The following is a 25,021-nucleotide window of genomic DNA, read 5'->3' as shown; positions in this document are numbered from 1 at the left end:
CACCAGCACTATGCTGCCCAGTACGTAGAGATAACCCTTCATAACAGACCTCCCAGCAGCAGGGCGCCGACAATGATGGCGGCAGCCCCCAGCCAGTTGCGGCTGCTCACCGGCTCGCGGAAAAAGAGGCGCGAGCCGAGCAGCACCAGCACCAGATTGATGCTGAGCATGGGGTAGGCCATGCTCAGCGGCAGCCGTTGCAACAGGTAGATCCAGAGCAGCATGCCGCTGCCAAGGGCTGCAATGCTCCCCAGCAACCAGGGGGAGGCGAGCTTCTGCCAGTGGTCGTGCGGTGTGCGTTGCCAGCTGATGACCGCCTGCTTTTGCAACATCTGGCCCGCACTGGTGAGGAGGCTGACCAGCAGGAGGAGCAGGATATCCATCAACGATTCCCGTGGTAGACGAGCAGGGTGAAGCGGTGGCTGCGGATGGTCTTGTCTGCCGGAGGCAGCGCGGCGATCTGCTCGCCATCATCGGTGCGCAGCAGCAGGGCGACTTGCCCCTCCTGGCGTGCCTGTGCCAGCCAGTTCGGGAACTCCTCTTGCGTGACGTAGCGCCCCTTGCCCTGAGGATAGCCAAGGCCATATCTCAGCTCGCCCATGCTGTCGAACAGGTTGACCTCGCTGCGTTTGGTCTCCCAGGCGATGGAGGAGGCGGTACCTACCTCGTTGGCCAGCAGTGTGTGGGATTCCATCAGGATCTCCCGGTTGGCCTTGATGAAGTGCTCCGGCAGTTTGGAGTCCACCAGCGATAATGGCAGCGCCAGCGGCAGGGCGACGGCCAGCACCATGGGACAGAGGGCACTCAGCTGCCAGCTGCGGACGGGAGCCACCAGCTGGATAAAGCCGAGCAGTGACCAGCTGGCGAAGATCGCCATGGCAATGGCCAGCTTGCCCATCTCGTAGCGGCCGTAGACCGCATGTTGGGGCGAGAAGGCCAGTACCGCCAGCACCCCCACGCAGACAAGACCGAACAGGCCGTTGATCCAGGCGTTGAGGCGAAATGGCTGATCGCGCTCCTCCCTGAGAGCATTGACCGCGCTGTTGGCGAGCAGGATGGCCAGCGGGGCGAAGCAGGGCAGGATATAGGTGAGCAGCTTGCCCTTGGCGATGCTGAAGAAGATAAAGGGCAGTACCAGCCAGGCCAGTAGATAGAGAGTCTGCTGGCCGATCTTGCGCTCCTGCCACCCCTGCTTCAGTGCGCCCGGCAGCAGCCCCAGCCAGGGCAGGGTGCCGAGCAGTCCCATCGGCAGGTAGTACCAGAAGGGGGACTTGTGCTGGGCATCTTCCGAGGCGAAGCGCTGGATGTGCTCAATCCAGAAGAAGTAGTGCCAGTAGTCCGGCTCCCGCTGATGAACGGCGATGGCCCAGGGAGCGGCCAGCAGCGCGGCGCCCAGTATGGCCAGCGGCCCGAAGCGGACCAGTTCGAGCAGGCGTCCCTGGGTCAGCATATATGGGACAAGCACGATTACCGGCACCGCCAGCGCGATGAAGCCCTTGGTGAGGAAGCCCATGCCGCAGGCGAGGCCGAACAGCAGATAGCCCGCCATCCTGCGGCCGGGCGGCCCCTCCTGCCGGATGAGGTAGAAGCTCACCATGGCGGCGTTGAGCCAGAGGGTCACCATGGCATCCAGCACGCTGTAGGTGCCGATGCCGTAGACGATCAGGGTCGAGAGATAGATCAGGCTGGCGAACCACGCCTTGCGCCGGCACTGCCAGAGCTGGAGGGTAAACCAGAAGACCAGCAACGCGCTCAGCCCGGTCGAGGCGGCCGAGGCGAAGCGGACGGCAAAATTGCTCTCGCCGAACATCAGCTGGCTGAGGCTGTTGAACCAGTAACCTGCGATGGGTTTCTCGAAGTAGCGCAGGCCGAGGAAGTGGGGCACCACCCAGTCACCTGTAGTGACCATCTCCCGGCTGATCTCGGCATAACGGTTCTCGTCCGGGCTCCACAGCATCCGCTGGTTGAGCGGCAGCAGGTAAAAGAGCAGAAAGAAAAGGGGCAGGGCCCATCGGGTCATCTTCATGAGATCCTCGGTTGCAATCTGGTGAGCTGGTTCATGGGGTGGCCTTGCAGCCGAGCCACCCTTCGCGACCCGGCAGGGTGCCGCGCAGCAGGTGACCGGTCGGTAGTTGAGTCGGGTCGGGTGGGAGCAGCTCGCCAAGGGGGACGAAACGGATACCGCGCGCTTTGGCCTCGCCGAGCAGGGCATCGAACTGATCCGCCATTACGATCCCCTCCACCTCGGCGTGGATGGTGTAGACATGGGGGCCCGGTTGCGGCGCCGCGGTCAGCTGATCCAGCAGGAAATGGTTGAAACCGTCGACCGTCACCTGATGCCCCACCACCTCGTCAAAGGTGGGCAGGTTGACCGGGATCTGCGGGGTGCCGGGCCGTCCATCCTCCAGAATGGGACGGAACAGGCCGCAGCCACGACAGTCGCTGTTGTAGCGAAAGCCGAACTGCTCCTTGGCCTGGGTGGTGAGCGAATCAGCCCGCCAGCCAGCGGCGGCGGAGCAATCTACCTCTCGCCCCAGAATGTTGCTCAGGGCATCGACTCCGAGCCGGGTCTGACGGATCAGCTCGGTCTCATCCCAGCGGCCGGTGTTGGCCTGCCAGCCGTGGTGATCCCAAGCGTGCAGCCCCACCTCATGGTGCGCCTGATCGGTGTCGCGCATCAGGGACCCGAGCTGCTTGCCGATGGACTTGCCGGGCCAGGCGGTACCGGCCAGCAGGATATCGAGTCCATACAGAGATGCTGCGTTGGAACGCAGCATCTTGAGCAGGAAGCGGGGCTTGAGCAGGCGCCACAGGTGGCGCCCCATGTTGTCGGGACCGACCGAGAAGAAGAAACTCCCCTTCATCTGATGCCGGTCGAGCAGTTGCAGCAGGCGGGGCACCCCGTCACGGGTCCCCCTGAAGGTATCGACGTCGATCCGCAGACCCACCTCAGTCATGCTCGACTCCTGTGGTGACCGCCCCTTGCAGGAAGAAGTCCAGCGTCTTGCCGATGGTCTCTTCCATCTCGATGGTCGGTTCCCAGTCGATCAGCTTGCGGGCATTGCGGATGCTCGGACGACGGTGGGAGACATCCTGATAGCCGTCGCCGTAGAAGGACTTGCTCTCCACCAGCTTGAAGCCGGCGAACGGCGGGAAGTGGTCGCGCAGCGGGTGGGCATCGAACTTGGCGAGCAGCACCTCTGCCATCTCGCGAATGCTCGCCTCGTTGTCCGGGTTGCCGATGTTGATGATCTGGCCGTTGCAGCGATCGTCCCTGTTCTCGACGATGCGGAACAGGGCTTCGATGCCATCCTCGATATCGGTGAAGCAGCGCTTCTGGGCGCCGCCATCCACCAACTGGATCGGGGTACCGTCCACCAGATTGAGAATGAGCTGAGTGATGGCGCGGGAGCTGCCGATGCGGGCGGAGTCCAGACTGTCGAGGCGCGGCCCCATCCAGTTGAAGGGGCGGAACAGGGTGAAGTTTAGCCCCTCTTTCTTGCCGTAGGCCCAGATGACCCGATCCAGCAGCTGCTTGGAGACCGAATAGATCCAGCGCTGCTTGTTGATGGGGCCGACGATGAGGCGGGATTCATCTTCGTCGAAGCTGTGATCGTCGCACATCCCGTACACCTCGGAGGTGGAGGGGAAGATGATGCGCTTGTTGTACTTGACGCAGTAGCGGACGATCTTGAGGTTCTCCTCGAAATCGAGCTCGAACACGCGCAGCGGGTTACGGGTGTACTCGATGGGGGTGGCGATGGCCACCAGCGGCAGGATCACGTCGCACTTCTTGATGTGATACTCGATCCACTCGGTGTGGATGCTGATGTCCCCCTCCACGAAGTGGAAGTTGGGGTGACCGATGAAACGGTCCACCGCGCTGGATCCGATGTCGAGGCCATAGACCTCGTAGCCGCCATCCTTGAGCAGACGCTCGGTGAGGTGGTTGCCGATAAAGCCGTTGACGCCGAGGATCAGCACCCGGGTCAGGCGCGCCTTGCGCAGGGCATTGCTCGCCTTGGCGCCGATCTTCATTCCTTCGACCAGCCCCAGCTCGCGGGCCAGCTGGGCGCCGCGTACATAGAGCCCCCCTTCGGCCTGACCGGCCAGGATCTCCAGCACTCCTTCACCACAGGCCACGCGCAGCGGGTCGTGGGAAAGAATGGAGCCCGGCTGCTGGTCACTTTGGATTGCCAGCGGTTGCGCCTTCCAGACCGTCAGCTTGCGATCGCCGGCAAAGCTGAAGGCACCCGGATAGGGCTGGGTGACGGCGCGCACCAGATTGTTGAGCTCGCGGGCCGGGCGGTGCCAGTGCAGCTCGCCATCGGCCGGGGTGCGGCGGCCATAGTAGCTCGCCTTGCTCTCGTCCTGCGGGGTGAAGCGGCACTCCCCGCGCTTGAGTTTGACCAGCTCACCTTCCAGCAGGGCATGGGCAGCCTGGCGCACCTTGCCATGCAGGGTCAGCGCTGTGTCGTCGTCGGCAATGGTCACTGCCTGCTGGGCTACGATATCGCCGGCATCGGCACGGGCTGTCATCCGGTGCAGGGTGATGCCGGTCTCGGTCTCGCCATTGACCAGACACCAGTTGATAGGGGCTCGGCCGCGATAGGCGGGCAGCAGGGAGCCGTGCAGGTTGAAGGCACCGACGGTCGGGATATCGAGGATCTCCTGCTTGAGCATGTTGCGGTAGTAGAAGGAGAAGATGGCCTCGGGTGCCAGCTCGCGAATGCGCTCAATCCAGAGCGGATGGTTCACGTCTTCGGGGGAGAAGACCGGCAGATCGTGCTCGGCACAGAGCTGGGCGACCGAGTCGAAGAAGCGGTTCTCGCCCGGATCATCGGCGTGGGTGAAGACTGCCTGGATCTGATAGCCGGCCTGAAGCAGGGATTCGATACCGGTACAGCCGATATCGTGATAGGCAAAGACGACAACGTTCATGATTGAGTTTCCTGTTGCGAAGCATCCGGGGTGGAGCGAACGATTTGGTGAATGAAGTAGCGGGGGCGGGCGCGGACATCGGTATACATGCGGCCAATGTACTCACCCAGCAGCCCCATCCCGATCAGCTGCACGCCGACAAAGGTGAAGAGAATGGCAAACAGGGTGAAGACGCCGTCTGCTGCCCAGTCGGCGCCCATCAGCAGGCGCAGCAGGATCAGCAGGATCGAGAAGGTGAAGCCGATCCCCGCCACCACACTGCCGACGATGCTGAGCAGGCGCAGCGGGGCTGTGGTCATGCAGGTGACCAGGTCGTACATCAGGTTGATGAGGTGCATCAGGCCATATTTGGATTCGCCGTGGGCGCGCTCGGCGTGGCCCACCTCCAGCTCGGTGGTACGGCGGGCAAAGCTGTTGGCCAGAATGGGGATGAAGGTGCTGCGCTCCTGACAGCAGAGCATGGCGTCGATGATGTGGCGGCGATAGGCGCGCAACATGCAGCCGTAGTCGCTCATCTGGACGCCGGTCGCCCGCTGTACCGACTTGTTGATAAAGCGCGAGGCCGTCTTGCGAAACCATGAATCCTGCCGGTTGCGGCGGATGGTGCCGACCACGTCGTATCCTTCCATGGCGGTGGCGACCAGTCGCGGGATCTCTTCCGGCGGGTTCTGCAGGTCGGCATCCAGGGTGATCACCAGATCCCCTTTGGCCGTCTCGAAGCCGGCCATGATGGCGGCATGCTGGCCATAGTTGCGGTTGAGCAGCACAGCGACCAGCTTGCTCCCTTCGCGGGCGGCAGCTTCGCTGATGATGGCGGTGGAGCGGTCGCGGCTGCCATCGTCGATCAGGATCACCTCGTAATCCTGACTCAGCTGATCGCAGGACTCGTTGACGCGCCGCAGCAGCTCGGGCAGGCTCTCCTCCTCGTTGTAGACGGGGATGATGACGGAGACTCGCTTGATATCGTTATGGTTCACGTGTCGTTACTCCAGTATGTCGGTCAGGGCTGCCACGACCCGATCCACGTCGGAGAGTGTCATGTCGGGGAAGAGGGGCAGGGTGCAGAGCCGTGACGAGTTCCACTCGGTATTGGGCAGCGAGAGCGCCGGGTAGCGCTCCCGGTAGTACTTCTGGGTATGGGCTGCCTTGAAGTGCAGGCCGGTGCCGATGCCGCGCTCCTGCAGCGCCTGCATCAGCTGATCGCGATCGAGGCCGCAGCGGGCCGGATCGACCCGCACCATGAAGAGGTGCCAGGCGTGCAGGTGGGAATAATCAGGGATGGCGAGCGGCTCGAACGGCAATCCCTCCAGCAGCTCCCGATAGCGGGCAACCAGGATGGCGCGCCGGGCGTTGAGCTCGGGCAGGCGGGCCAGCTGCACTAGCGCGATGGCGGCGTTGATGTCGGCCAGGTTGTACTTGAAGCCCGGCATGATCACCTCTGCCTGTGGCTTGCGACCCAGCGTCATCCGGTCGAAGGCATCCACCCCCAGACCGTGGAATTTCAGCATCCGCACCTTGTCGGCCAGAGCCTTGTCATCGGTCACCAGCATGCCCCCTTCGGCACAGGTGAGGTTCTTGATGGCGTGGAAGGAGAAGATGGCGGTGCCGGTCTCGCCGATCCAGCGGGCGCGATAGCGGGTGCCGACCGCATGGGCGGCATCTTCGATGACCGGAATATCGTGCTGGCGACCCAGGGCGAGGATGGGGTCGAGGTCGACCGGTGCCCCTGCGTAGTGAACCGGGATGATGGCCCGGGTGTTGGGGGTGATGAGCGGGGCTATCTGCCCGGCGCTGACCATCAGGGTATCCCTGTCCACATCGACAAAGACGGGAGTCGCCCCCAGCAGGGTGATGATGTTGATGGTGGAAACCCAGGTCTGGGAGGGGGTGATCACCTCGTCACCCGGGCCAATCCCCAGTGCCATCAGGGTGACATGCATACCGGCCGTTGCGGAGCAGAGCGCTACCGAATGCTGGCAGCCAAAGGTCTCGCAGAAGCGCTGCTCCAGCTCATGATTTTTCGGGCCAGTGGTGATCCATCCCGATTGCAGAACCTCGCTGACGGCGTTGATCTCGGCCTCACCCATGGCGGGTTTTGAGAATGGCAAAAAGTTTTTCATACGACTCCAGTCTTAATGTCGCAAGAGATCAAATGGCGATGAAAACCGGTATTGCCGATTTTCACTGGAAATATGCATGGCGCAGATATCTATATCGTTTGATATATTTTCGAAAGTAGCTGAATAGCGAGTTTTCATTCAAGCGCACAGCAACACTTGGTAACAATTACTGGTGTTTTTATGGAAAGCTTAATTTGGAAATATCTCGTAACAAAATATTGCTTGGTTTTATTTTGAATTGGTGTTTAGCCACTTATCTTTAGTGTCACTACTCGAGCTATTTGCCATTGCTGAATAATCGCCATGTCATTCAGCATTGAAATTGCTTGTTACAAATTGCCCGTAGTGCAATTGGGGAAAGGATGTAAAGTTTCCAGCATCACGCATTATGGAATAGTCGTTATGAATATCACCGTTTTTGGCAGTGGCTATGTCGGGCTGGTACAGGCAATTGTATTGGCTGATGTTGGCCATCAGGTTGTTTGTATTGATCTCGATGCAGAAAAAATAAGCCGGTTGTCCCGTGGCGAATTACCTATTTATGAACCCGGGCTGGATTCATTGCTGCATCAGACGCTACAAAATGGCTCGCTGAAATTCACCACGGATATATCCATGGCGGTTACCCACGGTGAGGTGCAATTCATCGCCGTCGGTACGCCCCCTGATGAGGATGGTTCGGCCGATCTGAGCGCCGTCAGGGCGGTGGCGAGATCGATTGCCCAACATCGTGTAGACGAGGTGATCATCGTCAACAAATCCACCGTGCCGGTTGGTACGGCAGACAAGGTGTTCCACTGGGTCAGGGAGCAGCAGGTTGAGCTTGGCAAGCAGTTCGAGTTCGATGTGGTTTCCAATCCCGAATTTCTCAAAGAGGGGGCGGCAGTCCGTGATTGCCAGCGCCCGGATCGTATCGTTATCGGCACCGGTAAGGAGCGCTCCAGAGCCGTGATGCGCGAGCTGTACGAGCCCTTCAACCGCAATCATGACCGCATTCTATTCATGGATGTGCGCAGTGCCGAGCTGACCAAGTACGCCGCCAACTGCATGCTGGCAACCAAGATCAGCTTTATCAACGAGATTGCCGGGCTGGCCGAGCGGGTTGGTGCCGATATCGAGCTGGTGCGGCAGGGGATCGGTGCCGATCAGCGCATCGGCTACCAGTTTATCTACCCCGGCTGCGGCTATGGCGGCTCCTGTTTTCCCAAGGATGTGAGGGCATTTTTGGCGACAGCCGCGGCGCTCGACTACGACACGCCGCTCATCCGTGCGGTGGAGCGGGTTAACGAGCGGCAGAAGTTCAAGCTCTTCGATACGCTGTCCACTCACTTTCAAGAGCGGGGCGAGTCGCTGGCGGGCAAGACCATCGCCATCTGGGGGCTCGCCTTCAAGCCAAATACCGATGACATGCGCGAAGCGCCGAGTCGGGTGCTGATGGAGGCGCTGTGGCAGGAGGGGGCACGAGTGCAGGCCTTTGACCCGGTGGCGATGAAGGAGGCGCAGCGCATCTATGGCTGCCAGCCCGAGTTGTCGCTGATGGGCACCAAGGAGGCTGCGCTGGCGGGGGCGGATGCACTGGTCATCTGTACCGAGTGGAACGAGTTCAAGGCGCCTGACTTTGCCCAGCTCAAGAAGATGCTGGCCATGCCGCTCATCGTCGATGGTCGCAATCTCTATGACCCGCACAAGATGAAAACCCAGGGCTTCTCCTACTACGCCATCGGACGTGGGGAGACCATTGCAGAAGGAATGAGCCATGCCACACCCTGATATCTCGGGGCGCAAGCTCTGCTGGATGTTGCTGCTGGTGACTCTGGTGCTTCTTTTCGGCCAGTTTGATCATCAGCTCTGGACGCCTGATGAACCTCGCGAAGCGGCCATTGCGCTCGAGATGTACCGCAGTGGTGACTGGGTGGTACCCACCCTGGGAGGGCGCAGCTTTATCGAGAAGCCGCCGCTCTTCTATATGGCCGCTCTGCCGTTTCTGGATGGGTTTGCATCCTGGCTGGGGGTGACCAACACCCTGCGTTTCGCGGGCGTGGTCTGGGCGGCAGGCATGCTGCTCTTTACCGGTCTGCTGGCCTATCGCCTGCTCGGCAACAGGTCGGCGGCACTCTGGTCGGTCATCGCGCTGGGCACCATGGAGGGATTTATTATCAATACGCACTGGATCAGAACCGACAGTGCGCTCGCCTTCTTTGTCGTATTTACCCTCTGGGCATTTGCCGAATATTATCTGGCGCATCGCAACTTGATGGCGATTATTGCCGGACTGGGTCTGGCTGGCTGTTTTATGGCAAAAGGGCCGATTGGGCCGTTGACGGTATTTTTCGGCTGGTTGCCTCTCTTTATTTTTGCTGCGCGCAAAGCTGCAAGCGAGAAAGGCGTCCCCGTTTTTATATTTCAGCACTTGCTGATGTTGCTCTTTTTTATATTGCCGGTCACAGCCTGGGTCCGTGAGCTAATTAATCATGCCGATGGCGATGCCTTGTGGCATGAGTGGTTCTGGCAGAATCAGGTTGGCCGTTTGACAGGCGCTTCGACCGAACTGGGTCATATCAAGAAAGGTGCCTATCTCTATTATTTGTGGGGCATGGTGGAATATACCATCCCATGGTTGCCATTCATTTTTTATTGGGGCTGGCAAACGGTGAAACAGCGGGAGTGGAACCGTGAGCGGTTATTTTTGCTGTGCTGGGCGCTGGGAACCCTTTTATTGTTAACTATCTCTTCGACCAAGCGAACTCTCTATCTTTTCCCGCTATTGCCGGTATTTGCCATCATGTTGGGTCAGGTCAGCCTGAGCTGGCCGGTGTGGACTGCCCGTTATGGTCGGGGGTGGCTCTACTTCATGCTGCTGTTTTGCGTCGCCATCATTGCACTCCCTCTGCTCGGTCTGCCACTCCCTGTCGCCATTCATATTCCGGCAGAGGTTCAGCAAGCCGCCAGCAAGCTGGGGTGGCGGTACATTCCAGCGATCACCCTGTTCGTGATGGCGCTGGAGCTGTTGTTGCGGCGCAAGGAGGTGCATGGCGCCATTCATGTCACCAGCTCGGTAGCCATCATGTTTCTGCTCACCTTTGCCCTGGTCTACCCACTGATCGATGCCGCCAAGGGGGTTTCGGGCAAGATGACCCATCTGCTGGAGGGGATACCGCTCGAGACGCGGGATCGCATCGCCGGCTGGCGGCTGGGGGAAACCGAGCTCGGTCTGCTCTCTGTCTATGAAGAGATGCAGGTAGTGAATCTGGATGGGAAGGGGGTGAGGGATGTGCTTGCCTGTCACGATGCCAGATTCGATGCGGTGCTGGTCAACGGTACGGCGAAGGAGGTGGCAAATCTGCTGGAGGGGAGCCCCTATCAGCAGTTGGCACAGACCTCGCTTCGTTCGGACAAGGGGCAATTGCTAACGCTGGTTGCCGCAGAGCAGTGCCATTGACCTATCTATTTCCACTTCAGGATCGTCGGATGACGCAATATGTTCGTTTGGTCATCGCACTGTGGTAGCGCCGGTTGCCATGCAGGGGGATGCCCGCGGGGTGGGGGTTCACTACCGCTATTGATTGCGGATATAAAAAAACCGATGCCAAGGCATCGGTTTTTTACTGTTACCGGTTTATTCGCACTCAGCTGCGGGCGAGGCGGTTTTCCGGGTAGTTCTTGGCCAGTACTTCGCGAGCATGCTTGGCCAGCTCCGGCATCTTCAGGGTGTCGTAAGACTCGACCATGATCTCCAGCGCTTTCTCGGTCTCTGCTGTGTCTGGGTAGGTTTCGACAATCAGCTTGGCCCGGTTGGCAGCCGCGACCAGTGCATCGCGCTTCACGTAGTACTCGGCGACGCTCAGGTCATATTTGGCCAGACGGTTCTTCAGACCAATCATGCGGGCACGGGCATCGGCGGCATAGACGCTGTTGGGGTAGTTCTGCAACAGGGTCTTGAAGTCCTGGAATGCCTGGCGGGCATAGGCCGGGTCTTTGTCATCGCGAGAGATGCCAAAGAGGCTCTGGAAGAAGTTGTAATCCGCCGCCATGTTGGTCAGGCCGCGCATATAGAAGACGTAATCGATGTTCTTGTGCGCCGGGTTGAGGCGGATAAAACGGTCGATATTGGCGATCGCCTGAGCGGTATCATCCTGCTTGTAGTAGGCATAGATGAGGTCAAGCTGCACCTGGTTGGAGTAGGCGCCGAACGGGTAGCGAGAGTCCAAAGCCTCCAGCAATTCAGTGGCTTGCACGTAATTGCCAACGTCCAGTTTGAGGCGTGCTTTCTGGTACAGGGTCTCCGGCGGTTCGTCGGGTACCTTGGGTTTGGTGCTGGAACAGCCTGTGATCAAGGTAGCGACCAAGGCGAGCGACATCAGCAGGTGAGACTTCTTTCCCATCAACAACATCCGGTCCATTTCCACGAAATTGGCAAAGTATCCGTTATGCTTGGCTAAAAGAAAAGCTAGAATACCCGGATTATTTCGAATTGATACCCCCCGCTCAAGAGACCATACATGAGCCAGCATATTGAACTGACAGGCGAATTCCAGGATCACCAATTCGGGCAGCGACTCGACCAGGCCCTGGCCGAATTGTTTCCCGACTACTCCCGAACCCGTATCAAGGAGTGGATTTTACAGGACAAAGTGACCCTGGATGGTCAGGTTGCCAACACCCCGCGCGAGAAGGTGATTGCTGGGCAACAGGTGCATGTGGATGTAGAGCTGGAAGATGACACCCGCTTCGATGCGCAGGATATCGAGCTCAACATCGTTTACGAAGACGAACACATTCTGGTGATCGACAAGCCGGCCGGTCTGGTCGTCCACCCGGGCGCCGGTACGCCGGATGGCACCATTCTCAACGCCCTGCTGCACCGTTACCCCGGTATTGCCGAGGTGCCCCGTGCCGGTATCGTGCACCGTCTGGATAAAGACACCACAGGTCTGATGGTGGTTGCCAAGACCATTCCGGCCCAGACCCATCTGGTGGAAGCGCTGCAAGCGCGCCAGATCACCCGTGAGTACGAAGCGATCGCCATCGGTCACATGACCGCAGGTGGTACCGTTGATGCGCCTATCGGCCGTCACCCGACCCAGCGTACCCACATGGCCGTCGTGCCCAATGGCCGTCCTTCCGTGACTCACTACCGGGTGCACGAGAAGTTCCGTGGCCACACCCGTCTGCGTCTGCGTCTGGAAACCGGTCGTACTCACCAGATCCGTGTCCACATGGCCCACATCAAGCATCCGCTGGTGGGTGACCCGGCCTACGGTGGCCGTCTGCGCCCGCTGCGCAACGCCACTCCGGAACTGACCGAGGCCCTGCGGGGCTTCCGCCGTCAGGCTTTGCATGCCACCATGCTGCAGCTGGCCCACCCCATTACCGGTGAGGTCATGCAGTGGCACTCCCCCACGCCGCAGGACATGCTGGACCTGATGGAGGTGCTGCGTGCGGATACGTTGGCCAATCCGGACGAGCTGGTCTGGAAATAGTGGTGAATCTGGCGGTGTTGCGACGACTTCTGCCGTAACCCGCCGATACAGCGCGTAGCACACAGAGTCTTGAAACGGGGCGTCTTGACTGGTTGCAGCCAAGAGCCCCGTTTCCATTTGAACGATAGAGCGTGAAGGAGTGAGCAATGAAATGGATTGAACCCGACTGGCCGGCGCCAGCACGCGTCCGGGCTCTTTCGACCACCCGTGATGGCGGTGTCAGCGAAGGGGTCTTTGCCGGTCTCAATCTGGGTGCCCACGTGGGGGACGAACCGGCCAGGGTCGAGGCCAACCGGGCCCGACTGCAGCAGGTGGCCGCCATCCCGGGGCCCCTCAACTGGCTCAATCAGGTGCACGGCACCGTCGTTCATCCGGTCAGCAGCCATTATGAGCAGGCGCCGGATGCCGATGCCGCCTGCGCCCATGAGGCGGATCAGGCCTGCATCGTGATGACCGCCGACTGTCTGCCGGTGCTGTTCTGCGATCGGGCCGGTTCTGTGGTGGCTGCCGCTCATGCCGGTTGGCGCGGGCTGCAGGGGGGCGTACTGGAGGCAAGCATCGCCGCCATGGGCTGCGAGCCGGGGGAGATCCTGGCCTGGCTAGGCCCGGCCATTGGCCCTACTGCATTTGAAGTGGGTGGCGAGGTGCGCGAGGCCTTTATGGCGGAGCAGGCCGAAGCAGAAGCGGCGTTCGTGCCTTCGTCCAATGAGGGGAAATGGCTGGCGGATATCTACCAGCTGGCCCGGCTGCGCCTTGCCCGCGCCGGCGTCACCGCCGTCTATGGTGGCGAATACTGCACCTTCAGCGACAGCGAGCAGTTCTACTCTTATCGTCGCAACGGCCAGACCGGCCGCATGGCCTCCATCATCTGGTTGGCGTCCTGATGAATCTCCCCGCCCTGCATCGTGCAAGGGCGGGGATCCTGCTTTTGCCCCGTTTTGCAGAAAAAATAACCAGCATCGCCCCTTGAAATAGCCCGTACGGGCCTCATCTTTCATCTCAGAAAGTTATGTTGTTTGCCGCGCAAGCGGCGTCTGCCTGTTTGAAGGGGGAGTGCAATGCGCCTCGATCGCCTTACCAGCAAATTCCAGATTGCTATTTCCGATGCCCAGTCTCTTGCGCTGGGTCGTGACCACCAATTCATCGAACCCGTTCACCTGATGACCGCGCTGGTCAATCAGGATGGCGGCTCTATCCGTCCGCTGCTCACCCTGACCGGGATGGATATCAATGCCCTGCGCTCCCGCCTCGGCGAGGAGCTCGATCGCCTGCCGCGCGTCAGCGGCGTAGAAGGGGACGTGCAGCTCTCCAACGGCCTCGGCCGCCTGCTCAACGTCTGTGACAAACTGGCTCAGCAGCGCAAGGATCAGTTCATCTCCTCCGAACTGTTTGTGCTGGCGGCCCTCGACGAGAAGGGAACGCTGGGCGAGCTGCTGCGCGCTCAGGGGCTGACCAAAGAGAAACTCGAAGCGGCCATCGACAAGGTGCGTGGCGGCAAGAAGGTGGAGGATGCCAACGCCGAGGAGAACCGTCAGGCGCTGGAGAAGTACACCATCGATCTGACCGAGCGAGCCGAGCTCGGCAAGCTCGACCCGGTGATCGGTCGGGATGACGAGATCCGCCGTACCATTCAGGTGCTGCAACGCCGTACCAAGAACAACCCGGTGCTGATCGGGGCCCCCGGTGTCGGCAAGACCGCCATCGTCGAGGGGCTGGCCCAGCGCATTATCAACGGCGAGGTGCCGGAGGGGCTCAAGAACAAGCGGGTGCTCTCCCTCGACATGGGGGCGCTGGTGGCCGGTGCCAAGTATCGCGGCGAGTTCGAGGAGCGGCTCAAGGCCGTGCTGACCGATCTCGCCAAGGAGGAGGGCAACGTCATCCTCTTTATCGACGAGCTGCACACCATGGTCGGCGCCGGCAAGGGCGAAGGGGCCATGGATGCGGGCAACATGCTCAAACCGGCGCTGGCCCGTGGCGACCTGCACTGCGTCGGGGCCACCACCCTGGATGAGTACCGTCAGTACATCGAGAAGGATGCCGCGCTTGAGCGCCGTTTCCAGAAGGTGCTGGTGGAAGAGCCGACGGTTGAAGATACCATCGCCATCCTGCGCGGCCTGAAGGAGCGTTACGAGCTGCACCACCATGTGCAGATCACCGACCCGGCCATCGTGGCGGCGGCCCAGCTGTCGCACCGCTATATCGCGGATCGCCAGTTGCCGGACAAGGCCATCGACCTTATCGACGAAGCGGCAGCCAGCATCCGGCTGCAGATCGACTCCAAGCCCGAGGCGCTCGATCGCCTCGAGCGGCGCATCATCCAGCTCAAGCTGGAGCAGCAGGCGCTGATGAAGGAGGACGATGACGCCAGCCGCAAGCGTCTGGAGCTGATCAATCAGGAGATTGGCGAAAAAGATCGGGAGTACAACGAGCTGGACGAGGTGTGGAAGGCCGAGAAGGCTGCCCTCGCCGGCACCCAGCATATCAAAGCAGCGCTGGAACAGGCCCGCCAGGATCTCGACGTGGCGCGCCGCGCAGGCGACTTGGGCCGCATGTCCGAGCTGCAATATGGCCGCATTCCCGAGCTGGAGAAACAGCTGGATCTCGCCACTCAGGCCGAGATGCAGGAGACCAGTCTGCTGCGCAACCGGGTCACCGATGTGGAGATTGCAGACGTTTTGGCCCGCTGGACCGGGATTCCGGTCGCCCGCATGCTGGAAGGGGAGCGCGACAAGCTGCTGCGGATGGAAGATCAGCTGCACAGCCGGGTGATTGGCCAGGAAGAGGCGGTCGATGCGGTCTCCAACGCCATTCGCCGCTCCCGTGCCGGTCTTTCCGATCCAAATCGCCCCATCGGCTCCTTCCTGTTCCTGGGGCCCACCGGGGTGGGCAAGACCGAGCTCTGCAAGGCGCTGGCGGAGTTCCTGTTCGATACCCAGGATGCCATGGTGCGGATCGATATGTCCGAGTTCATGGAGAAACACAGCGTGGCCCGTCTGGTGGGGGCACCTCCCGGATATGTAGGCTACGAAGAGGGCGGTTATCTGACCGAGGCGGTACGCCGTCGTCCCTACTCGGTGATCCTGCTGGACGAGGTGGAGAAGGCGCATCCCGATGTGTTCAACATCCTGCTGCAGGTGCTGGATGATGGCCGCCTGACCGATGGTCAGGGTCGTACCGTCGATTTCCGTAACACCGTGGTCATCATGACCTCCAACCTCGGTTCGGATCTGATTCAGGAGCACCACTCCGAGAAGGATTACGACGAGATGAAGGCCATGCTGATGGATGTGCTGACCCGCAGTTTCCGGCCGGAGTTTATCAACCGGATCGACGAGACGGTGGTGTTCCATCCGCTCGGCGAGGAGCACATCAAGTCCATCGCCCGGATCCAGCTCAAGAGCCTGATGGGCCGTCTCGAGGCTCAGGGTTACGAGGTGGAGGTGAGCGAAGCGCTGCTCAACAAGCTGGTACACGCCGGGTTCGACCCCGTCTACGGGGCGCGTCCCCTCAAGCGGGCGATCCAGCAGAAGGTGGAGAACCCTCTGGCGCAGGCGCTGCTCTCCGGCCGCATCGTCCCCGGCAAGAAACTGCTGCTGGGTGCCGACAGCAACGGCCTCACCATGACCCAGTAACCAGTCTCGTATCTATGTTTGCAACGCCAGCCCTCGGGCTGGCGTTGCCATATCTGGGCGATGGAAAATAAAAAAACGGCAATCCGAAGATTGCCGGGAGGAATGTAGTGAAGCGACCTGACGTGGGTTGAGCGGGTCGCAGGGGCAAGCCCCCGATTGCGAAGCGTGGCCACAGCTGGCCTTGCTTCTTACAGCCTGCCGGGGATGCGCTCGCTCAACCCCGACGGCCACCTGCCTGTTGCCATGCGGCTGCGATGGCCGGCATGGCCTTCATTCGTTACAGCATGCCTTGCACGGCAGCTTTCATCTCGGCTGGCCAGACGCCGACCTGTACCTGACCGATATGCTCTTTTTGCAGCAGCAACATGGCCAGACGGGATTGGCCGATACCGCCGCCGATGGTTTGCGGCATCCGTGCGGCCAGCAGATCCTGATGCCAGTCGTACTGCAGGCGATCTTCATCGCCGGTGATGGCCAATTGGCGGCGCAGCGCCTCGGCATCGACCCGGATCCCCATGGAGGAGATCTCGAAGCTGTCTTGCAGCACCGGGTTCCACACCAGAATGTCACCGTTCAGACCCGCCAGACCCAGCTCGCTGTGGCTGCTCCAGTCGTCATAGTCCGGGGCGCGCACATCGTGGCGCTCGCCGTGGGAGAGGGCACCGCCGATGCCGATCAGGAACACGGCCCCCAGCTCTTTGGCGATGGCACGCTCGCGACCCTTGGCATCGAGATCCGGGTAACGGGCCAGCAGCTCTTCGCTGTGCAGGAACTGGATCTCGGCTGGCAGGAAGGGGGTCAGCTCATGCTCGGCACAGACCGCGCGCTCGGTGGCCTTGATGGCGGCCCAGATGCCGCGCACGGTTTCCTGCAGATAGGCCAGATCGCGACGCTCGCTCGGCATCACCTTCTCCCAGTCCCACTGATCCACGTAGACGGAGTGGATGGGGGTGAGCTTGTCTTCGTCCGGACGCAGCGCCTTCATGTGGGTGTAGATCCCTTCACCCGGGCCGAACCCGAAGCGACCCAGGGTCTGGCGCTTCCACTTGGCCAGTGAATGCACCACTTCGTAGCTGTGCTCCGGCAGGGTTTTCACTTTGACCTGCACCGCATTCTCGTGGCCAGAGAGGTTGTCCTGAGTGCCATCACCGACCCGGCTTAGAATGGGGGCTTGCACCTCCATCAGGCCCAGTTGTTGGGCGAGTTGGCGGGAGAACATCTTTTTGACGAAGCTGATCTGCTGTTGGCTGCGAATGTAGTGCTGTTTCATGCTGAATTCCTGTTTCAAACCCCGTTGGATGTGGTGATTCTTCAACGGAATGACAACAAAATTCAATATTCCACAATAGAAATAGGCTTTGCGTGTTTTTTTCTTCAAAATTAGCCGTGATTTAATGAGGTATCGTCAACGGGAGTGCAAAAAAATGCCGGAAAATTACCGGATCGATAATCTCGATCAGGCCATCCTCACCGCCCTGATGGAGAATGCGCGTATTCCTTATGCCGAACTGGCCAAGCAGCTGGCGGTCAGCCCGGGCACCATCCATGTGCGGGTGGAGAAGATGAAGCAGGCGGGGATCATCGAGGGGACGCGGGTGCAGGTGAACCCCAAGAAGCTGGGCTACGACGTCTGCTGCTTTATCGGGATCAATCTAAAGAGCGCCAAGGATTACCCCTCGGCGTTGGCCAAACTGCAGGCGCTGGACGAAGTGGTGGAGGCCTACTACACCACCGGCCACTACAGCATCTTCATGAAGGTGATGACCCGCTCCATCGACGAGCTGCAGATTGTGCTGATCAACAAGATCCAGACCATCGACGAGATCCAGTCCACTGAAACCCTGATCTCGCTGCAGAATCCGATCTTGCGGGACGTGAAGCCCTGACCGGCTGATCAGGGTTCGATATAGGGAATGCCGTACTTGTCGTAGAGCGCCTTGAGCCGGCCATCCCGTTTCATATGCAGCAGTTCGGCATCGTAGGCGGCCATCTGGGCAGGGGTATTCTTATCCGCTTTGGCGCGGGCCCAGGTGTTGAAGTAGGGGCTGCTCTTGAGCGGTTTGGGCAGGTAGTCGAGCTTGCCCTCCAGCCCCTCTTCCCTGATCTGGGCAAAGGCGGTGACCAGCGGCATGGGCACGGTATCGATCCGCCCGGCCAGCAACTTGCGCAGCTGCAGCCGATTCATCGGAATTTGCTGGAAGTGGTAGGCAGGATCGGCCATGGCCGCGGTGAGCTCGGGGGTGTAGGAAAAATTCCTGGTCACGCCGATGCGCCAGGGTTTGAGGTCGGCCAGCGTCTCGTAACGGATCTTTAGCTGGTCTGCCTTGCGTACAAAGAAGTGCCAGCTGTGGCGAACATGGGCCTGCTGGGGGTAGATGAGATAGCGCTCGCGTGCTGCATTGTAGGAGTGGGTCAGTACCATATCGCAGAGACCGGTTTCGGCATTGCGGGTGAGGCGGGCGCCGGAGTCGATCAGTTCTATTCGGACAGGGATCCCCAGCTTGCCGAAGATGGCGGTGACGATGTCGATATCGAGGCCACGGGGCTGCTGATTGGCATCGAGAAATTTGAGCGGGTGCTCCATGGTGCCGCAGACTACCAGCTCTTTGGCGCATAGGCTGATCGGGAACAGTAGTAGCCAAAGCAGATGGGTTACACGCAAACTACCCCTCCTGAACCCGTATGAAGAACTTTGGAGCCTGATCCCCGTATATTGGGTGGCTCCTGATTGGTAGAGGCGACAGTGTATGGCAAACCCTGAAATCGAGAGCCCGCTGGACGGGATAGACAAATTGACCGTCCTCCTATATCGCCTTGGCTTGAGCGGTGCGGCGCTGTTGCTACTCTGTCGCGGTGCGGCCTTGCTGAGTCATGGTGACCTGCTGCCACCGGCACAATGGTTGATGTTGCTGGCGCTGGCAAGCGCTATCTGCGCCTTTTCTCTGCACATCTACGACAAGCGGATTCGGATGATGCTTCAGGGTTCTGGATGGGCCGCACTGGCCTTGTTGTCTATCGGAGCACCGGATGCGCTGGTGCTGGGGGCCGCCCTGGTTACCCTATCCGGGCTGGCCTTCAAGGAGCAGTTCTGTTTTGCGATCCCCGGGATCAAACTGGTGCCATTGCTGCTGCCGCTGTTGTGGTTGCTGGAGTGGTTGCAAGTGGCGTGGGCCGTTGCCCTGGTGGCGCTGGTGAGCGGGGCTCTGCTCACCCTGCTGGCGCTGGCCAAGTGGCGGATGCCCCTCCATTTTGATATTGGTGACAAGGGGCGTTACCAGATCTAGCTCTGTTACCGGAAGTGGCGTCGGTGCCACTCGGCTGATACTGCGTTAACGGCGCAACTCATGGATGAGGATGAAAGGAGAGGGAGGTCTTATGCGTGCATTGGTAACCGGTTGTGGCCGTCGGCTCGGGTTTTATCTCTGTGAACAGCTGGTGGCTGCGGGCTGGCAGGTGACCGGTAGTTATCGCAGCGAGCGGCCGGAGCTGGCCAGACTGGCTGCGCTGGGGGTCGAGCTGGTGCAGGCCGATCTGGCGAGTGAAGAGCAGGTGGGTAAGTTGATCGACGTGCTGGCATCCCATCAGGATCTGGCGCTGGTGATCCACAACGCCTCGGCGTTCGAGCCGCAGGCTGCCGAGCCCGCGGCGCAGCTGGCCCAGTTTGATCAGTTCTACCGGGTGCACATGGCGGCCCCCTTCCAGCTCAACCGGGCGTTGGCACCGCAACTGGCGAGCAATGCCAACGCCAGCATCATCCACATCACCGATATCTACATCCACGCTCCGGCCCCGCGCTTTGCCAGCTATGTGGCCACCAAGGCGGGAGCCCATTCGCTGGCCATGAGCTTTGCCCGCGAACTGGCCCCGGCAATCCGGGTCAACACCATAGAGCCGGGCCCCATCCTGTTTCTCGACGAGCATGACGAGGCGTGGCGCCAGCAGGTGTTGGCGAAAACGCCGCTGGCGCGGGAGGGAGGACTGGAGCCTATCTGGCAGGCGGTGCAGTTACTGATGGCGAACAGCTATATGACCGGGGCCAGCGTCAAGGTGGATGGCGGGCGAGCTCTGGCCGTGCTCTGATGGTATGTAAACAGTGGCAGGCTCCAGACCTATCGACTGGAGATGCACGGTTTTGCCCGAGCCGGCGGGTAGATGCAGTTGCAGCGCAACCCTGGGAGCGTGCACCTCGCCGCGTCCGTAGAGTTCGGCCAGCAGCTCGATGAGGTAGGAGTCGACCTGCTCAGCAGCAAAGTCGCCGTGCGGGTTGCTGGCGAGAATGTCGATGTCGAGCGGGCGGTCGTGCACCTTGCAGAGGGGATCGCTGCGGTCGCGGCCATGACCCACTTCCATCGCCACAAAGGCCTGCTTCAGGGCGGAGGCATCCAGTTCGCTCTCCAGGATCAGCAGACAGTTGAGAAAGTCATGGCTGGAGTGCATTCCCACCGGCTTGGTGCTGATCACCGAGCTGGTCTGCAAACGGCCAAAACGGCTGGCCAGCTCCTCCAGCACCTTGGTGACATGACTATTTGGGTCAAGATTGGAACCAATGCTACACAGATAGAACATGCTCACCATCCTTGGTTGGGGCTCATCTGAAATGTATACGCAGCTCACGGTTATCGGATTAACTATGGCGTAACATTGTCTTATCTATTGTGATCCGGCACTGATTGGCAGAAAGGAGGTTTGCATGAGTGTTGAGCTGAAATGGGCGCTGTTGACCGCCTCGGGCGCGCTGGCGATGATCCTGACCATCTGTCTGGCTTCTGTCGCTTTGGCGTGAGTCCCCACAATCCAGATAATCCGAACCGGCCTGTTGGCCGGTTTTGTTTTTTGGGCGCTGAGGGCTATGCTGGCGCACCGGTGAGAACGCAAGAGAAGAGACGATGACCAAGGTTCGCCCACGCTCCCTGCTGCAGGTGGTATTGATAGGGTTTGTGCTGGTGTTGATGCCGCTCGGCGGCATGATCTGGCACAACACCAATGCCTTGACCCACCTGAGCCAGCTCACCAGCGACGAGATGGAACGGGCGATCAAGGATACCCGCCGCGCTACCCTGCTCACCGCCCAGGCGATCGATATCGAGCGCACCCTGCGCCGCTTTGCGGTGCTGGGGGATAGCCGCAGTCTGGCCAGTTACCGGTTGCAGCTTGAGGGGTATCACCGCCTGCTGGCGGAGCATCGCAACTCCCTGTCGGATCCCCAGCTCTATGGCGGCCTTGATGAGTTGCTCGCGCAATTTGGCTCGTTGCAGGAGGGGGCGCAGGCCAAAAAGGCGGTGGAGGGTGACATCCTCGACCAGTTCAATCGCTTGAGTCAGCAGCTCGAGGCGGGCACCCGCAGCCGGGTTGACGAGCAGATGGATCGGGTGCGTCTGGCCATCGATGCCCTGACCAAAGAGCTCTGGTGGGTCAGCGCAGTGGTGGCGGTGATCAGCCTGCTGCTGGTCTTTATCTTCACCTACCTGATCACCCATCCGGTACGACAAATTGAGTCGCGTATCTTGAGTCTGGGGGCGGGGGTAGAGCCGGATCCGCAGCCGGTGGATGGCCCCGCAGAACTGGTGCTGCTGGGGGAGCGGATCCTCTGGCTGCACGACAAACTCAAGGAGCTGGAGCTGCAAAAATACCAGTTCCTGCGCCATGTTTCCCACGAACTGAAGACCCCGCTGGCGGTGCTGCGCGAGGGGTCGGATCTGCTCTGCGAGCAGCTGGTCGGGCCTTTGACTCCGGATCAGCTGGAGATCTGCCAGATGCTGGATGAGAACAGTCGCCGCTTGCAGACCCTGATCGAGCGTCTGCTCGATTTCAACCGCCTCACCCAGCAGGAGACGTTCGAACTGGAGCCGGTTCCCCTGTTGCCCATGCTGGCAGAACTTTCTGCCGAATATCGGCTTGCATTGGAGTCCAAGCAGATCCGTGTACACTTGCCGACCGAACCGGTTACCTTGTGGGCAGAGCCCTACCGGTTGCGGTTGATCCTCGATAACCTCTTCTCCAACGCCGTCAGTTATGGTGCCCAGGGTGGCAATATCTGGATCCGCGCCGGAGCAGAGGAGCAGGCGAGCTGGTTGGAGGTTGCCAATCAGGGGCCCGTGATCCCCGAGGCAGATCGGCAGCGCATTTTTGAACCCTTCGAGCAGGGCAGCACAGTGCGGCAAGGTGTCCTGAAAGGCTCTGGCATGGGGCTTTCCATCGCTCGCGAGTCTGCCTCCAGCCTGGGAGGGGAGTTGGTTCTGGTGAAGGATGAACAGGCAGATGTCTGCTTCAGGTTGACGTTGAAATGAGGTCTATGAAAATACAGCGCGTATTTCCAGCCCTGCTAGCCGGGCTGCTCGCGGGTTGCTCCTGGCTGCCGCCGCAGGCACAGCAGGAGTCCTCCGATATCGCTTTTGCCAAGCGAATGGAGTTTGCCAACAAGGAGATGCAGGTGCGTCTGCAATACTCCGACTGGTTGCTGGCCAGCCATCCCCAGCAGCGGGTGCAGGAGCGTCAGCGTCTCAAGGGGGCTGACGATCTGGAGAGCCGGGTCAGTCTGGCGATGGTTGATTCCCACCCCGCCGAGGCGGTGGCTACTCGCCGCGCCGGTCTGGCGCGCCTGAAGAAGATGCTGCCGGAGCTGGGTCTCGACGCCCAGGCGTTTTTGCGCAGCTGGATCGCCCTTGGCGAGGAGCTGCTGGCCCGCGACAGCCGGCGCGATGACCAGAGTCAGGAGATCCAGAAGCTGCGCCACCAGATCGAGCAGCTCTCGGCCATCGACGAGCAGCTCAACCAGCGCAAACTGGATGAACATCGCGAGGTAGTACCATGAGCCGGATCCTGCTGGTGGATGACGACGTCAGCCTGCTCAAACTGATGAGCATGCGCTTGCGCAGTCAGGGTTATGAAGTGGATACCGCCGACAGTGCGGAGGGGGCGCTCGACCGGCTGCGTCAGCAGCGCGCCGATCTGGTGCTGAGCGATCTGCGGATGGGGGGTATGGATGGGCTGGCGCTGTTCGAGCGGATCCAGGCCCAGTGGCTCGGCTTGCCGGTCATCATCATGACCGCCCACGGCACCATACCCGATGCCATTCAGGCGACCCGCTCCGGCGTCTTCAGCTTTCTGACCAAGCCCATCGACAAGGATGAGCTGCTGGCCACCATAGAGCAGGCCCTCAGCCTGACCCGCCCGAAGCAGCAGCTGGAGTGGCAGTCGCTGATCCTGACCCGCAATCCCCAGCTGGAGCAGCTGCTGATCCAGGCGCACAGCATCGCCACCATGGAGGTGCCCGTGTTGATCATGGGACCGTCCGGTTCCGGTAAAGGGGCGATGGCGCAGGCGCTCTATCAGGCGAGCCAGCGGCGTGATCGGCCGTTGCACACTATCAACTGTGCCGCCATTCCCTGGGCGGCCCTCGACCTGCAGTTGTTCGGGGAGGATGGGCACTCGGGTCTGTTCGAACAGGCCAAGGGAGCGACCCTGTTTCTCGACGAGATCGGTAGCCTGTCGGAGTCGCTGCAGGCCAAGCTGCTGCAGGTGATGGAGGAGTATGGTCAGGGCACGCCGGAGGTGCGGGTGCTCAGCTCCAGCCATCAGGATCTGGTCAGGGCGATGGAGGAGGGGCGCTTTCGCGAAGATCTCTTCTACCGCCTCAACGTTGCCAATATTACCCTGCCATCCCTCAGCGCCCGCAGCGAGGATATTCCCCTGCTGGCCCGTCAGGCCCTCGATGACTACCGCAGTCGCAACAGTGACTGCGCTGCCATGGGCTTTTCACCCGAGGCGCTGGCGATGCTGGCGGCTGCGGCCTGGCCCGGCAACGTGCGCCAGCTCTGCAATGTGGTGGAGCAGCTGGCCAGCCTCTGCTGCAGCCCGGTGATCGGGGTATCCATGGTGGAGTCTGCCCTGAGCGGCGGTGGCGGTGGCATCCCCTCGTTCAACGAGGCGCGGGCCGAGTTCGAGAAGGAGTATCTGATCCGGCTGCTGCGCACCACCGAGGGCAACGTGACTCTGGCTGCCAACATGGCGGGGAGGAACCGTACCGATTTCTACAAGCTATTGAATCGGCACGGCATCGAGGCGGCAAACTTCAAGTCGAAAGGGTAACGCTGTGCGAAACGGCCCTGAATGAGAGGGCCGCTTCGCAGTGGATGTCGCTCAGGCGGGGTCGGTGACGCCATCCGCGTTGCGGGGCTTCAGGGTCTTTTGGGAGAGCCAGAGGCCGCTCGCCTTCATCAGATAACCGAACAGGGCACCTACCACCAGCGAGGGCAGCACCAGTCGCCACTCGCCCGCCGCCCCGAAGGTGGCGCAGCAGCCGGCGAAGGTGCCGGGAATGTAGCCGAGCCACTGCTGCTTGGCCTGCACGCACATCAGGGTCGCCACCACACCCGTCATCACATAACCCGCCACGCCGGCTCCCCACAGGTCACCGCCATGGATCAGCAGCAGCGCCCACAGCATGCCGCTGGCGTTGCAGAAGATGGTCTGCAGCAGCGCCTTGTAACCGCCGCTGGAGGCGAAGTAGCTGGTGCAGCCGAGGAAGCCGACCCAGGAGAGCAGGCCTAGCGCGACGGCCAGCCAGCCCCATACGGCGGAGAGAATACCTGTGGTGATAGCGATGGCGATCAGTGGGCTCATGGCGTGACTCTTCAGTTGGCTTCACGAAAACGGGCAGCCTACCCCTGGCAATCGGGGCGGCAAGCGGGGGCGGAATTGTGTGTGATCTCCATCACCTTTTTCAACTCAGGAATACGCTTGCGCTCGCGAAAAAAATTCATTGGTGACCGGCCAAACCCTCGACCATAGTTAGAGGCCCTGTCCTGCTCATGGAGTGAGTCTGATGGTGCCAAATGTGATCGTTCCC

General features: G+C 60.7%; 23 protein-coding genes. 12 read left to right on the top strand and 11 right to left on the bottom strand.

The features are described from left to right. Window positions 1-38: 38 nt before the first annotated feature. The 6 genes from AACS24_RS21900 to arnB are packed head-to-tail and all read right to left on the bottom strand — an operon-like array spanning window position 39 to window position 7,061. Window positions 39-383 carry an EamA family transporter gene (locus AACS24_RS21900; protein WP_033114818.1) on the bottom strand — a complete coding sequence of 115 codons (345 nt, stop codon included), beginning with the start codon at window positions 381-383 and terminating at the stop codon, window positions 39-41. Next, the gene (arnT, locus tag AACS24_RS09160) at window positions 383-2,026 is read right to left on the bottom strand and encodes a lipid IV(A) 4-amino-4-deoxy-L-arabinosyltransferase (protein ID WP_108573279.1); all 1,644 of its coding nucleotides are present in this window, start codon (window positions 2,024-2,026) and stop codon (window positions 383-385) included. The genes AACS24_RS21900 and arnT overlap by 1 nt, the downstream gene beginning before the upstream one ends. A 31-nt stretch (window positions 2,027-2,057) precedes the next feature. Then, window positions 2,058-2,957 (bottom strand): 4-deoxy-4-formamido-L-arabinose-phosphoundecaprenol deformylase, encoded by a 900-nt coding sequence (arnD, locus tag AACS24_RS09155; RefSeq protein WP_108573277.1) that lies wholly within the window; start codon window positions 2,955-2,957, stop codon window positions 2,058-2,060. After that, window positions 2,950-4,941 carry a bifunctional UDP-4-amino-4-deoxy-L-arabinose formyltransferase/UDP-glucuronic acid oxidase ArnA gene (gene arnA, locus AACS24_RS09150; RefSeq protein WP_108573274.1) on the bottom strand — a complete coding sequence of 664 codons (1,992 nt, stop codon included), beginning with the start codon at window positions 4,939-4,941 and terminating at the stop codon, window positions 2,950-2,952. Before arnA ends, arnD begins: the two co-directional genes overlap by 8 nt. Beyond that, window positions 4,938-5,918 carry an undecaprenyl-phosphate 4-deoxy-4-formamido-L-arabinose transferase gene (arnC, locus tag AACS24_RS09145; RefSeq protein WP_108573272.1) on the bottom strand — a complete coding sequence of 327 codons (981 nt, stop codon included), beginning with the start codon at window positions 5,916-5,918 and terminating at the stop codon, window positions 4,938-4,940. The genes arnA and arnC overlap by 4 nt, the downstream gene beginning before the upstream one ends. A 6-nt stretch (window positions 5,919-5,924) precedes the next feature. Continuing rightward, entirely contained in the window at window positions 5,925-7,061 is a 1,137-nt protein-coding gene (gene arnB, locus AACS24_RS09140; protein ID WP_108573270.1) for a UDP-4-amino-4-deoxy-L-arabinose aminotransferase, read from the bottom strand. Between the two features lie 402 nt (window positions 7,062-7,463). Between arnB and AACS24_RS09135 the strand changes: the two genes are divergently transcribed. Together AACS24_RS09135 and AACS24_RS09130 are read left to right on the top strand one after the other, a co-directional pair. Then, window positions 7,464-8,831: a UDP-glucose dehydrogenase family protein gene (locus AACS24_RS09135; protein ID WP_108573268.1), complete on the top strand. Its 1,368-nt coding sequence runs from the start codon at window positions 7,464-7,466 to the stop codon at window positions 8,829-8,831. Beyond that, a complete protein-coding gene (locus AACS24_RS09130; RefSeq protein ID WP_108573266.1) occupies window positions 8,818-10,500 on the top strand; it encodes an ArnT family glycosyltransferase in 1,683 nt (560 codons plus the stop codon). The genes AACS24_RS09135 and AACS24_RS09130 overlap by 14 nt, the downstream gene beginning before the upstream one ends. Window positions 10,501-10,687: 187 nt before the next feature. Here the strand turns inward: AACS24_RS09130 and AACS24_RS09125 are convergent, their stop codons facing one another. Then, on the bottom strand, window positions 10,688-11,443 hold the full coding sequence (locus AACS24_RS09125) for an outer membrane protein assembly factor BamD (RefSeq protein ID WP_033114826.1): 756 nt from the start codon (window positions 11,441-11,443) through the stop codon (window positions 10,688-10,690). Window positions 11,444-11,560: 117 nt separating this feature from the next. Here AACS24_RS09125 and rluD point away from each other — a divergent pair, with 117 nt between their 5' ends. The 3 genes from rluD to clpB all read left to right on the top strand — a co-directional run bounded on the left by rluD (window position 11,561) and on the right by clpB (window position 16,173). Continuing rightward, the gene (gene rluD, locus AACS24_RS09120; protein ID WP_108573264.1) at window positions 11,561-12,541 is read left to right on the top strand and encodes a 23S rRNA pseudouridine(1911/1915/1917) synthase RluD; all 981 of its coding nucleotides are present in this window, start codon (window positions 11,561-11,563) and stop codon (window positions 12,539-12,541) included. A gap of 146 nt (window positions 12,542-12,687) precedes the next feature. Further along, a complete protein-coding gene (pgeF, locus tag AACS24_RS09115; RefSeq protein ID WP_108573262.1) occupies window positions 12,688-13,425 on the top strand; it encodes a peptidoglycan editing factor PgeF in 738 nt (245 codons plus the stop codon). Window positions 13,426-13,599: 174 nt separating this feature from the next. Further along, entirely contained in the window at window positions 13,600-16,173 is a 2,574-nt protein-coding gene (gene clpB, locus AACS24_RS09110) for an ATP-dependent chaperone ClpB (protein ID WP_108573260.1), read from the top strand. Between the two features lie 277 nt (window positions 16,174-16,450). On the opposite strand, the gene asnA is transcribed toward clpB, so the two are convergent. Then, window positions 16,451-17,443: an aspartate--ammonia ligase gene (gene asnA, locus AACS24_RS09105; RefSeq protein WP_108573258.1), complete on the bottom strand. Its 993-nt coding sequence runs from the start codon at window positions 17,441-17,443 to the stop codon at window positions 16,451-16,453. A gap of 154 nt (window positions 17,444-17,597) precedes the next feature. Between asnA and asnC the strand changes: the two genes are divergently transcribed. Continuing rightward, window positions 17,598-18,059 carry a transcriptional regulator AsnC gene (gene asnC / locus AACS24_RS09100; protein WP_005339783.1) on the top strand — a complete coding sequence of 154 codons (462 nt, stop codon included), beginning with the start codon at window positions 17,598-17,600 and terminating at the stop codon, window positions 18,057-18,059. Between the two features lie 8 nt (window positions 18,060-18,067). Here asnC and AACS24_RS09095 read toward each other — a convergent pair whose 3' ends face one another. Beyond that, on the bottom strand, window positions 18,068-18,835 hold the full coding sequence (locus AACS24_RS09095) for a substrate-binding periplasmic protein (protein ID WP_033114832.1): 768 nt from the start codon (window positions 18,833-18,835) through the stop codon (window positions 18,068-18,070). Between the two features lie 85 nt (window positions 18,836-18,920). Here AACS24_RS09095 and AACS24_RS09090 point away from each other — a divergent pair, with 85 nt between their 5' ends. Together AACS24_RS09090 and AACS24_RS09085 are read left to right on the top strand one after the other, a co-directional pair. After that, entirely contained in the window at window positions 18,921-19,457 is a 537-nt protein-coding gene (locus tag AACS24_RS09090; protein ID WP_108573256.1) for a DUF2301 domain-containing membrane protein, read from the top strand. A 91-nt stretch (window positions 19,458-19,548) separates the two neighbouring features. Then, the gene (locus AACS24_RS09085; protein ID WP_108573254.1) at window positions 19,549-20,253 is read left to right on the top strand and encodes an SDR family oxidoreductase; all 705 of its coding nucleotides are present in this window, start codon (window positions 19,549-19,551) and stop codon (window positions 20,251-20,253) included. Here AACS24_RS09085 and AACS24_RS09080 read toward each other — a convergent pair. Then, on the bottom strand, window positions 20,179-20,739 hold the full coding sequence (locus tag AACS24_RS09080; protein WP_108573252.1) for a 2-amino-4-hydroxy-6-hydroxymethyldihydropteridine diphosphokinase: 561 nt from the start codon (window positions 20,737-20,739) through the stop codon (window positions 20,179-20,181). The genes AACS24_RS09085 and AACS24_RS09080 overlap by 75 nt on opposite strands. A 124-nt stretch (window positions 20,740-20,863) precedes the next feature. Here AACS24_RS09080 and cydH point away from each other — a divergent pair, with 124 nt between their 5' ends. From cydH to AACS24_RS09060, 4 genes are all read left to right on the top strand, one after another. After that, window positions 20,864-20,956: a cytochrome bd-I oxidase subunit CydH gene (gene cydH, locus AACS24_RS09075; RefSeq protein ID WP_005341891.1), complete on the top strand. Its 93-nt coding sequence runs from the start codon at window positions 20,864-20,866 to the stop codon at window positions 20,954-20,956. A gap of 103 nt (window positions 20,957-21,059) precedes the next feature. Beyond that, complete coding sequence (locus tag AACS24_RS09070) at window positions 21,060-22,460, top strand: sensor histidine kinase (protein ID WP_108573250.1); 1,401 nt, start codon at window positions 21,060-21,062, stop codon at window positions 22,458-22,460. Beyond that, on the top strand, window positions 22,457-22,984 hold the full coding sequence (locus AACS24_RS09065; protein WP_375124722.1) for a hypothetical protein: 528 nt from the start codon (window positions 22,457-22,459) through the stop codon (window positions 22,982-22,984). Before AACS24_RS09070 ends, AACS24_RS09065 begins: the two co-directional genes overlap by 4 nt. Beyond that, complete coding sequence (locus tag AACS24_RS09060) at window positions 22,981-24,261, top strand: sigma 54-interacting transcriptional regulator (RefSeq protein WP_043850754.1); 1,281 nt, start codon at window positions 22,981-22,983, stop codon at window positions 24,259-24,261. Before AACS24_RS09065 ends, AACS24_RS09060 begins: the two co-directional genes overlap by 4 nt. A 51-nt stretch (window positions 24,262-24,312) precedes the next feature. Here AACS24_RS09060 and AACS24_RS09055 read toward each other — a convergent pair whose 3' ends face one another. Then, window positions 24,313-24,795 (bottom strand): DUF1097 domain-containing protein, encoded by a 483-nt coding sequence (locus AACS24_RS09055; protein WP_042082883.1) that lies wholly within the window; start codon window positions 24,793-24,795, stop codon window positions 24,313-24,315. Between the last annotated feature and the right edge of the window lie 226 nt (window positions 24,796-25,021).

This window comes from Aeromonas sp. HMWF016 (assembly GCF_963878195.1).
GTDB classification, from domain to species: domain Bacteria; phylum Pseudomonadota; class Gammaproteobacteria; order Enterobacterales; family Aeromonadaceae; genus Aeromonas; species Aeromonas lacus.
Note: the sequence above shows the minus strand (reverse complement) of the source record. Positions and strands in the feature narration are given on the sequence as shown.

Excerpts from the sequence above, each read along its gene's own strand:
- AACS24_RS21900 (WP_033114818.1), bottom strand. The coding sequence starts at position 383 with ATGGATATCCTGCTCCTCCTGCTGGTCAGCCTCCTCACCAGTGCGGGC.
- arnT (WP_108573279.1), bottom strand. The coding sequence starts at position 2,026 with ATGAAGATGACCCGATGGGCCCTGCCCCTTTTCTTTCTGCTCTTTTAC.
- arnD (WP_108573277.1), bottom strand. The coding sequence starts at position 2,957 with ATGACTGAGGTGGGTCTGCGGATCGACGTCGATACCTTCAGGGGGACC.
- arnA (WP_108573274.1), bottom strand. The coding sequence starts at position 4,941 with ATGAACGTTGTCGTCTTTGCCTATCACGATATCGGCTGTACCGGTATC.
- arnB (WP_108573270.1), bottom strand. The coding sequence starts at position 7,061 with ATGAAAAACTTTTTGCCATTCTCAAAACCCGCCATGGGTGAGGCCGAG.
- AACS24_RS09135 (WP_108573268.1), top strand. The coding sequence starts at position 7,464 with ATGAATATCACCGTTTTTGGCAGTGGCTATGTCGGGCTGGTACAGGCA.
- AACS24_RS09130 (WP_108573266.1), top strand. The coding sequence starts at position 8,818 with ATGCCACACCCTGATATCTCGGGGCGCAAGCTCTGCTGGATGTTGCTG.
- AACS24_RS09125 (WP_033114826.1), bottom strand. The coding sequence starts at position 11,443 with ATGGGAAAGAAGTCTCACCTGCTGATGTCGCTCGCCTTGGTCGCTACC.
- rluD (WP_108573264.1), top strand. The coding sequence starts at position 11,561 with ATGAGCCAGCATATTGAACTGACAGGCGAATTCCAGGATCACCAATTC.
- pgeF (WP_108573262.1), top strand. The coding sequence starts at position 12,688 with ATGAAATGGATTGAACCCGACTGGCCGGCGCCAGCACGCGTCCGGGCT.
- clpB (WP_108573260.1), top strand. The coding sequence starts at position 13,600 with ATGCGCCTCGATCGCCTTACCAGCAAATTCCAGATTGCTATTTCCGAT.
- asnA (WP_108573258.1), bottom strand. The coding sequence starts at position 17,443 with ATGAAACAGCACTACATTCGCAGCCAACAGCAGATCAGCTTCGTCAAA.
- asnC (WP_005339783.1), top strand. The coding sequence starts at position 17,598 with ATGCCGGAAAATTACCGGATCGATAATCTCGATCAGGCCATCCTCACC.
- AACS24_RS09090 (WP_108573256.1), top strand. The coding sequence starts at position 18,921 with ATGGCAAACCCTGAAATCGAGAGCCCGCTGGACGGGATAGACAAATTG.
- AACS24_RS09085 (WP_108573254.1), top strand. The coding sequence starts at position 19,549 with ATGCGTGCATTGGTAACCGGTTGTGGCCGTCGGCTCGGGTTTTATCTC.
- AACS24_RS09080 (WP_108573252.1), bottom strand. The coding sequence starts at position 20,739 with ATGTTCTATCTGTGTAGCATTGGTTCCAATCTTGACCCAAATAGTCAT.
- cydH (WP_005341891.1), top strand. The coding sequence starts at position 20,864 with ATGAGTGTTGAGCTGAAATGGGCGCTGTTGACCGCCTCGGGCGCGCTG.
- AACS24_RS09070 (WP_108573250.1), top strand. The coding sequence starts at position 21,060 with ATGACCAAGGTTCGCCCACGCTCCCTGCTGCAGGTGGTATTGATAGGG.
- AACS24_RS09065 (WP_375124722.1), top strand. The coding sequence starts at position 22,457 with ATGAGGTCTATGAAAATACAGCGCGTATTTCCAGCCCTGCTAGCCGGG.
- AACS24_RS09060 (WP_043850754.1), top strand. The coding sequence starts at position 22,981 with ATGAGCCGGATCCTGCTGGTGGATGACGACGTCAGCCTGCTCAAACTG.
- AACS24_RS09055 (WP_042082883.1), bottom strand. The coding sequence starts at position 24,795 with ATGAGCCCACTGATCGCCATCGCTATCACCACAGGTATTCTCTCCGCC.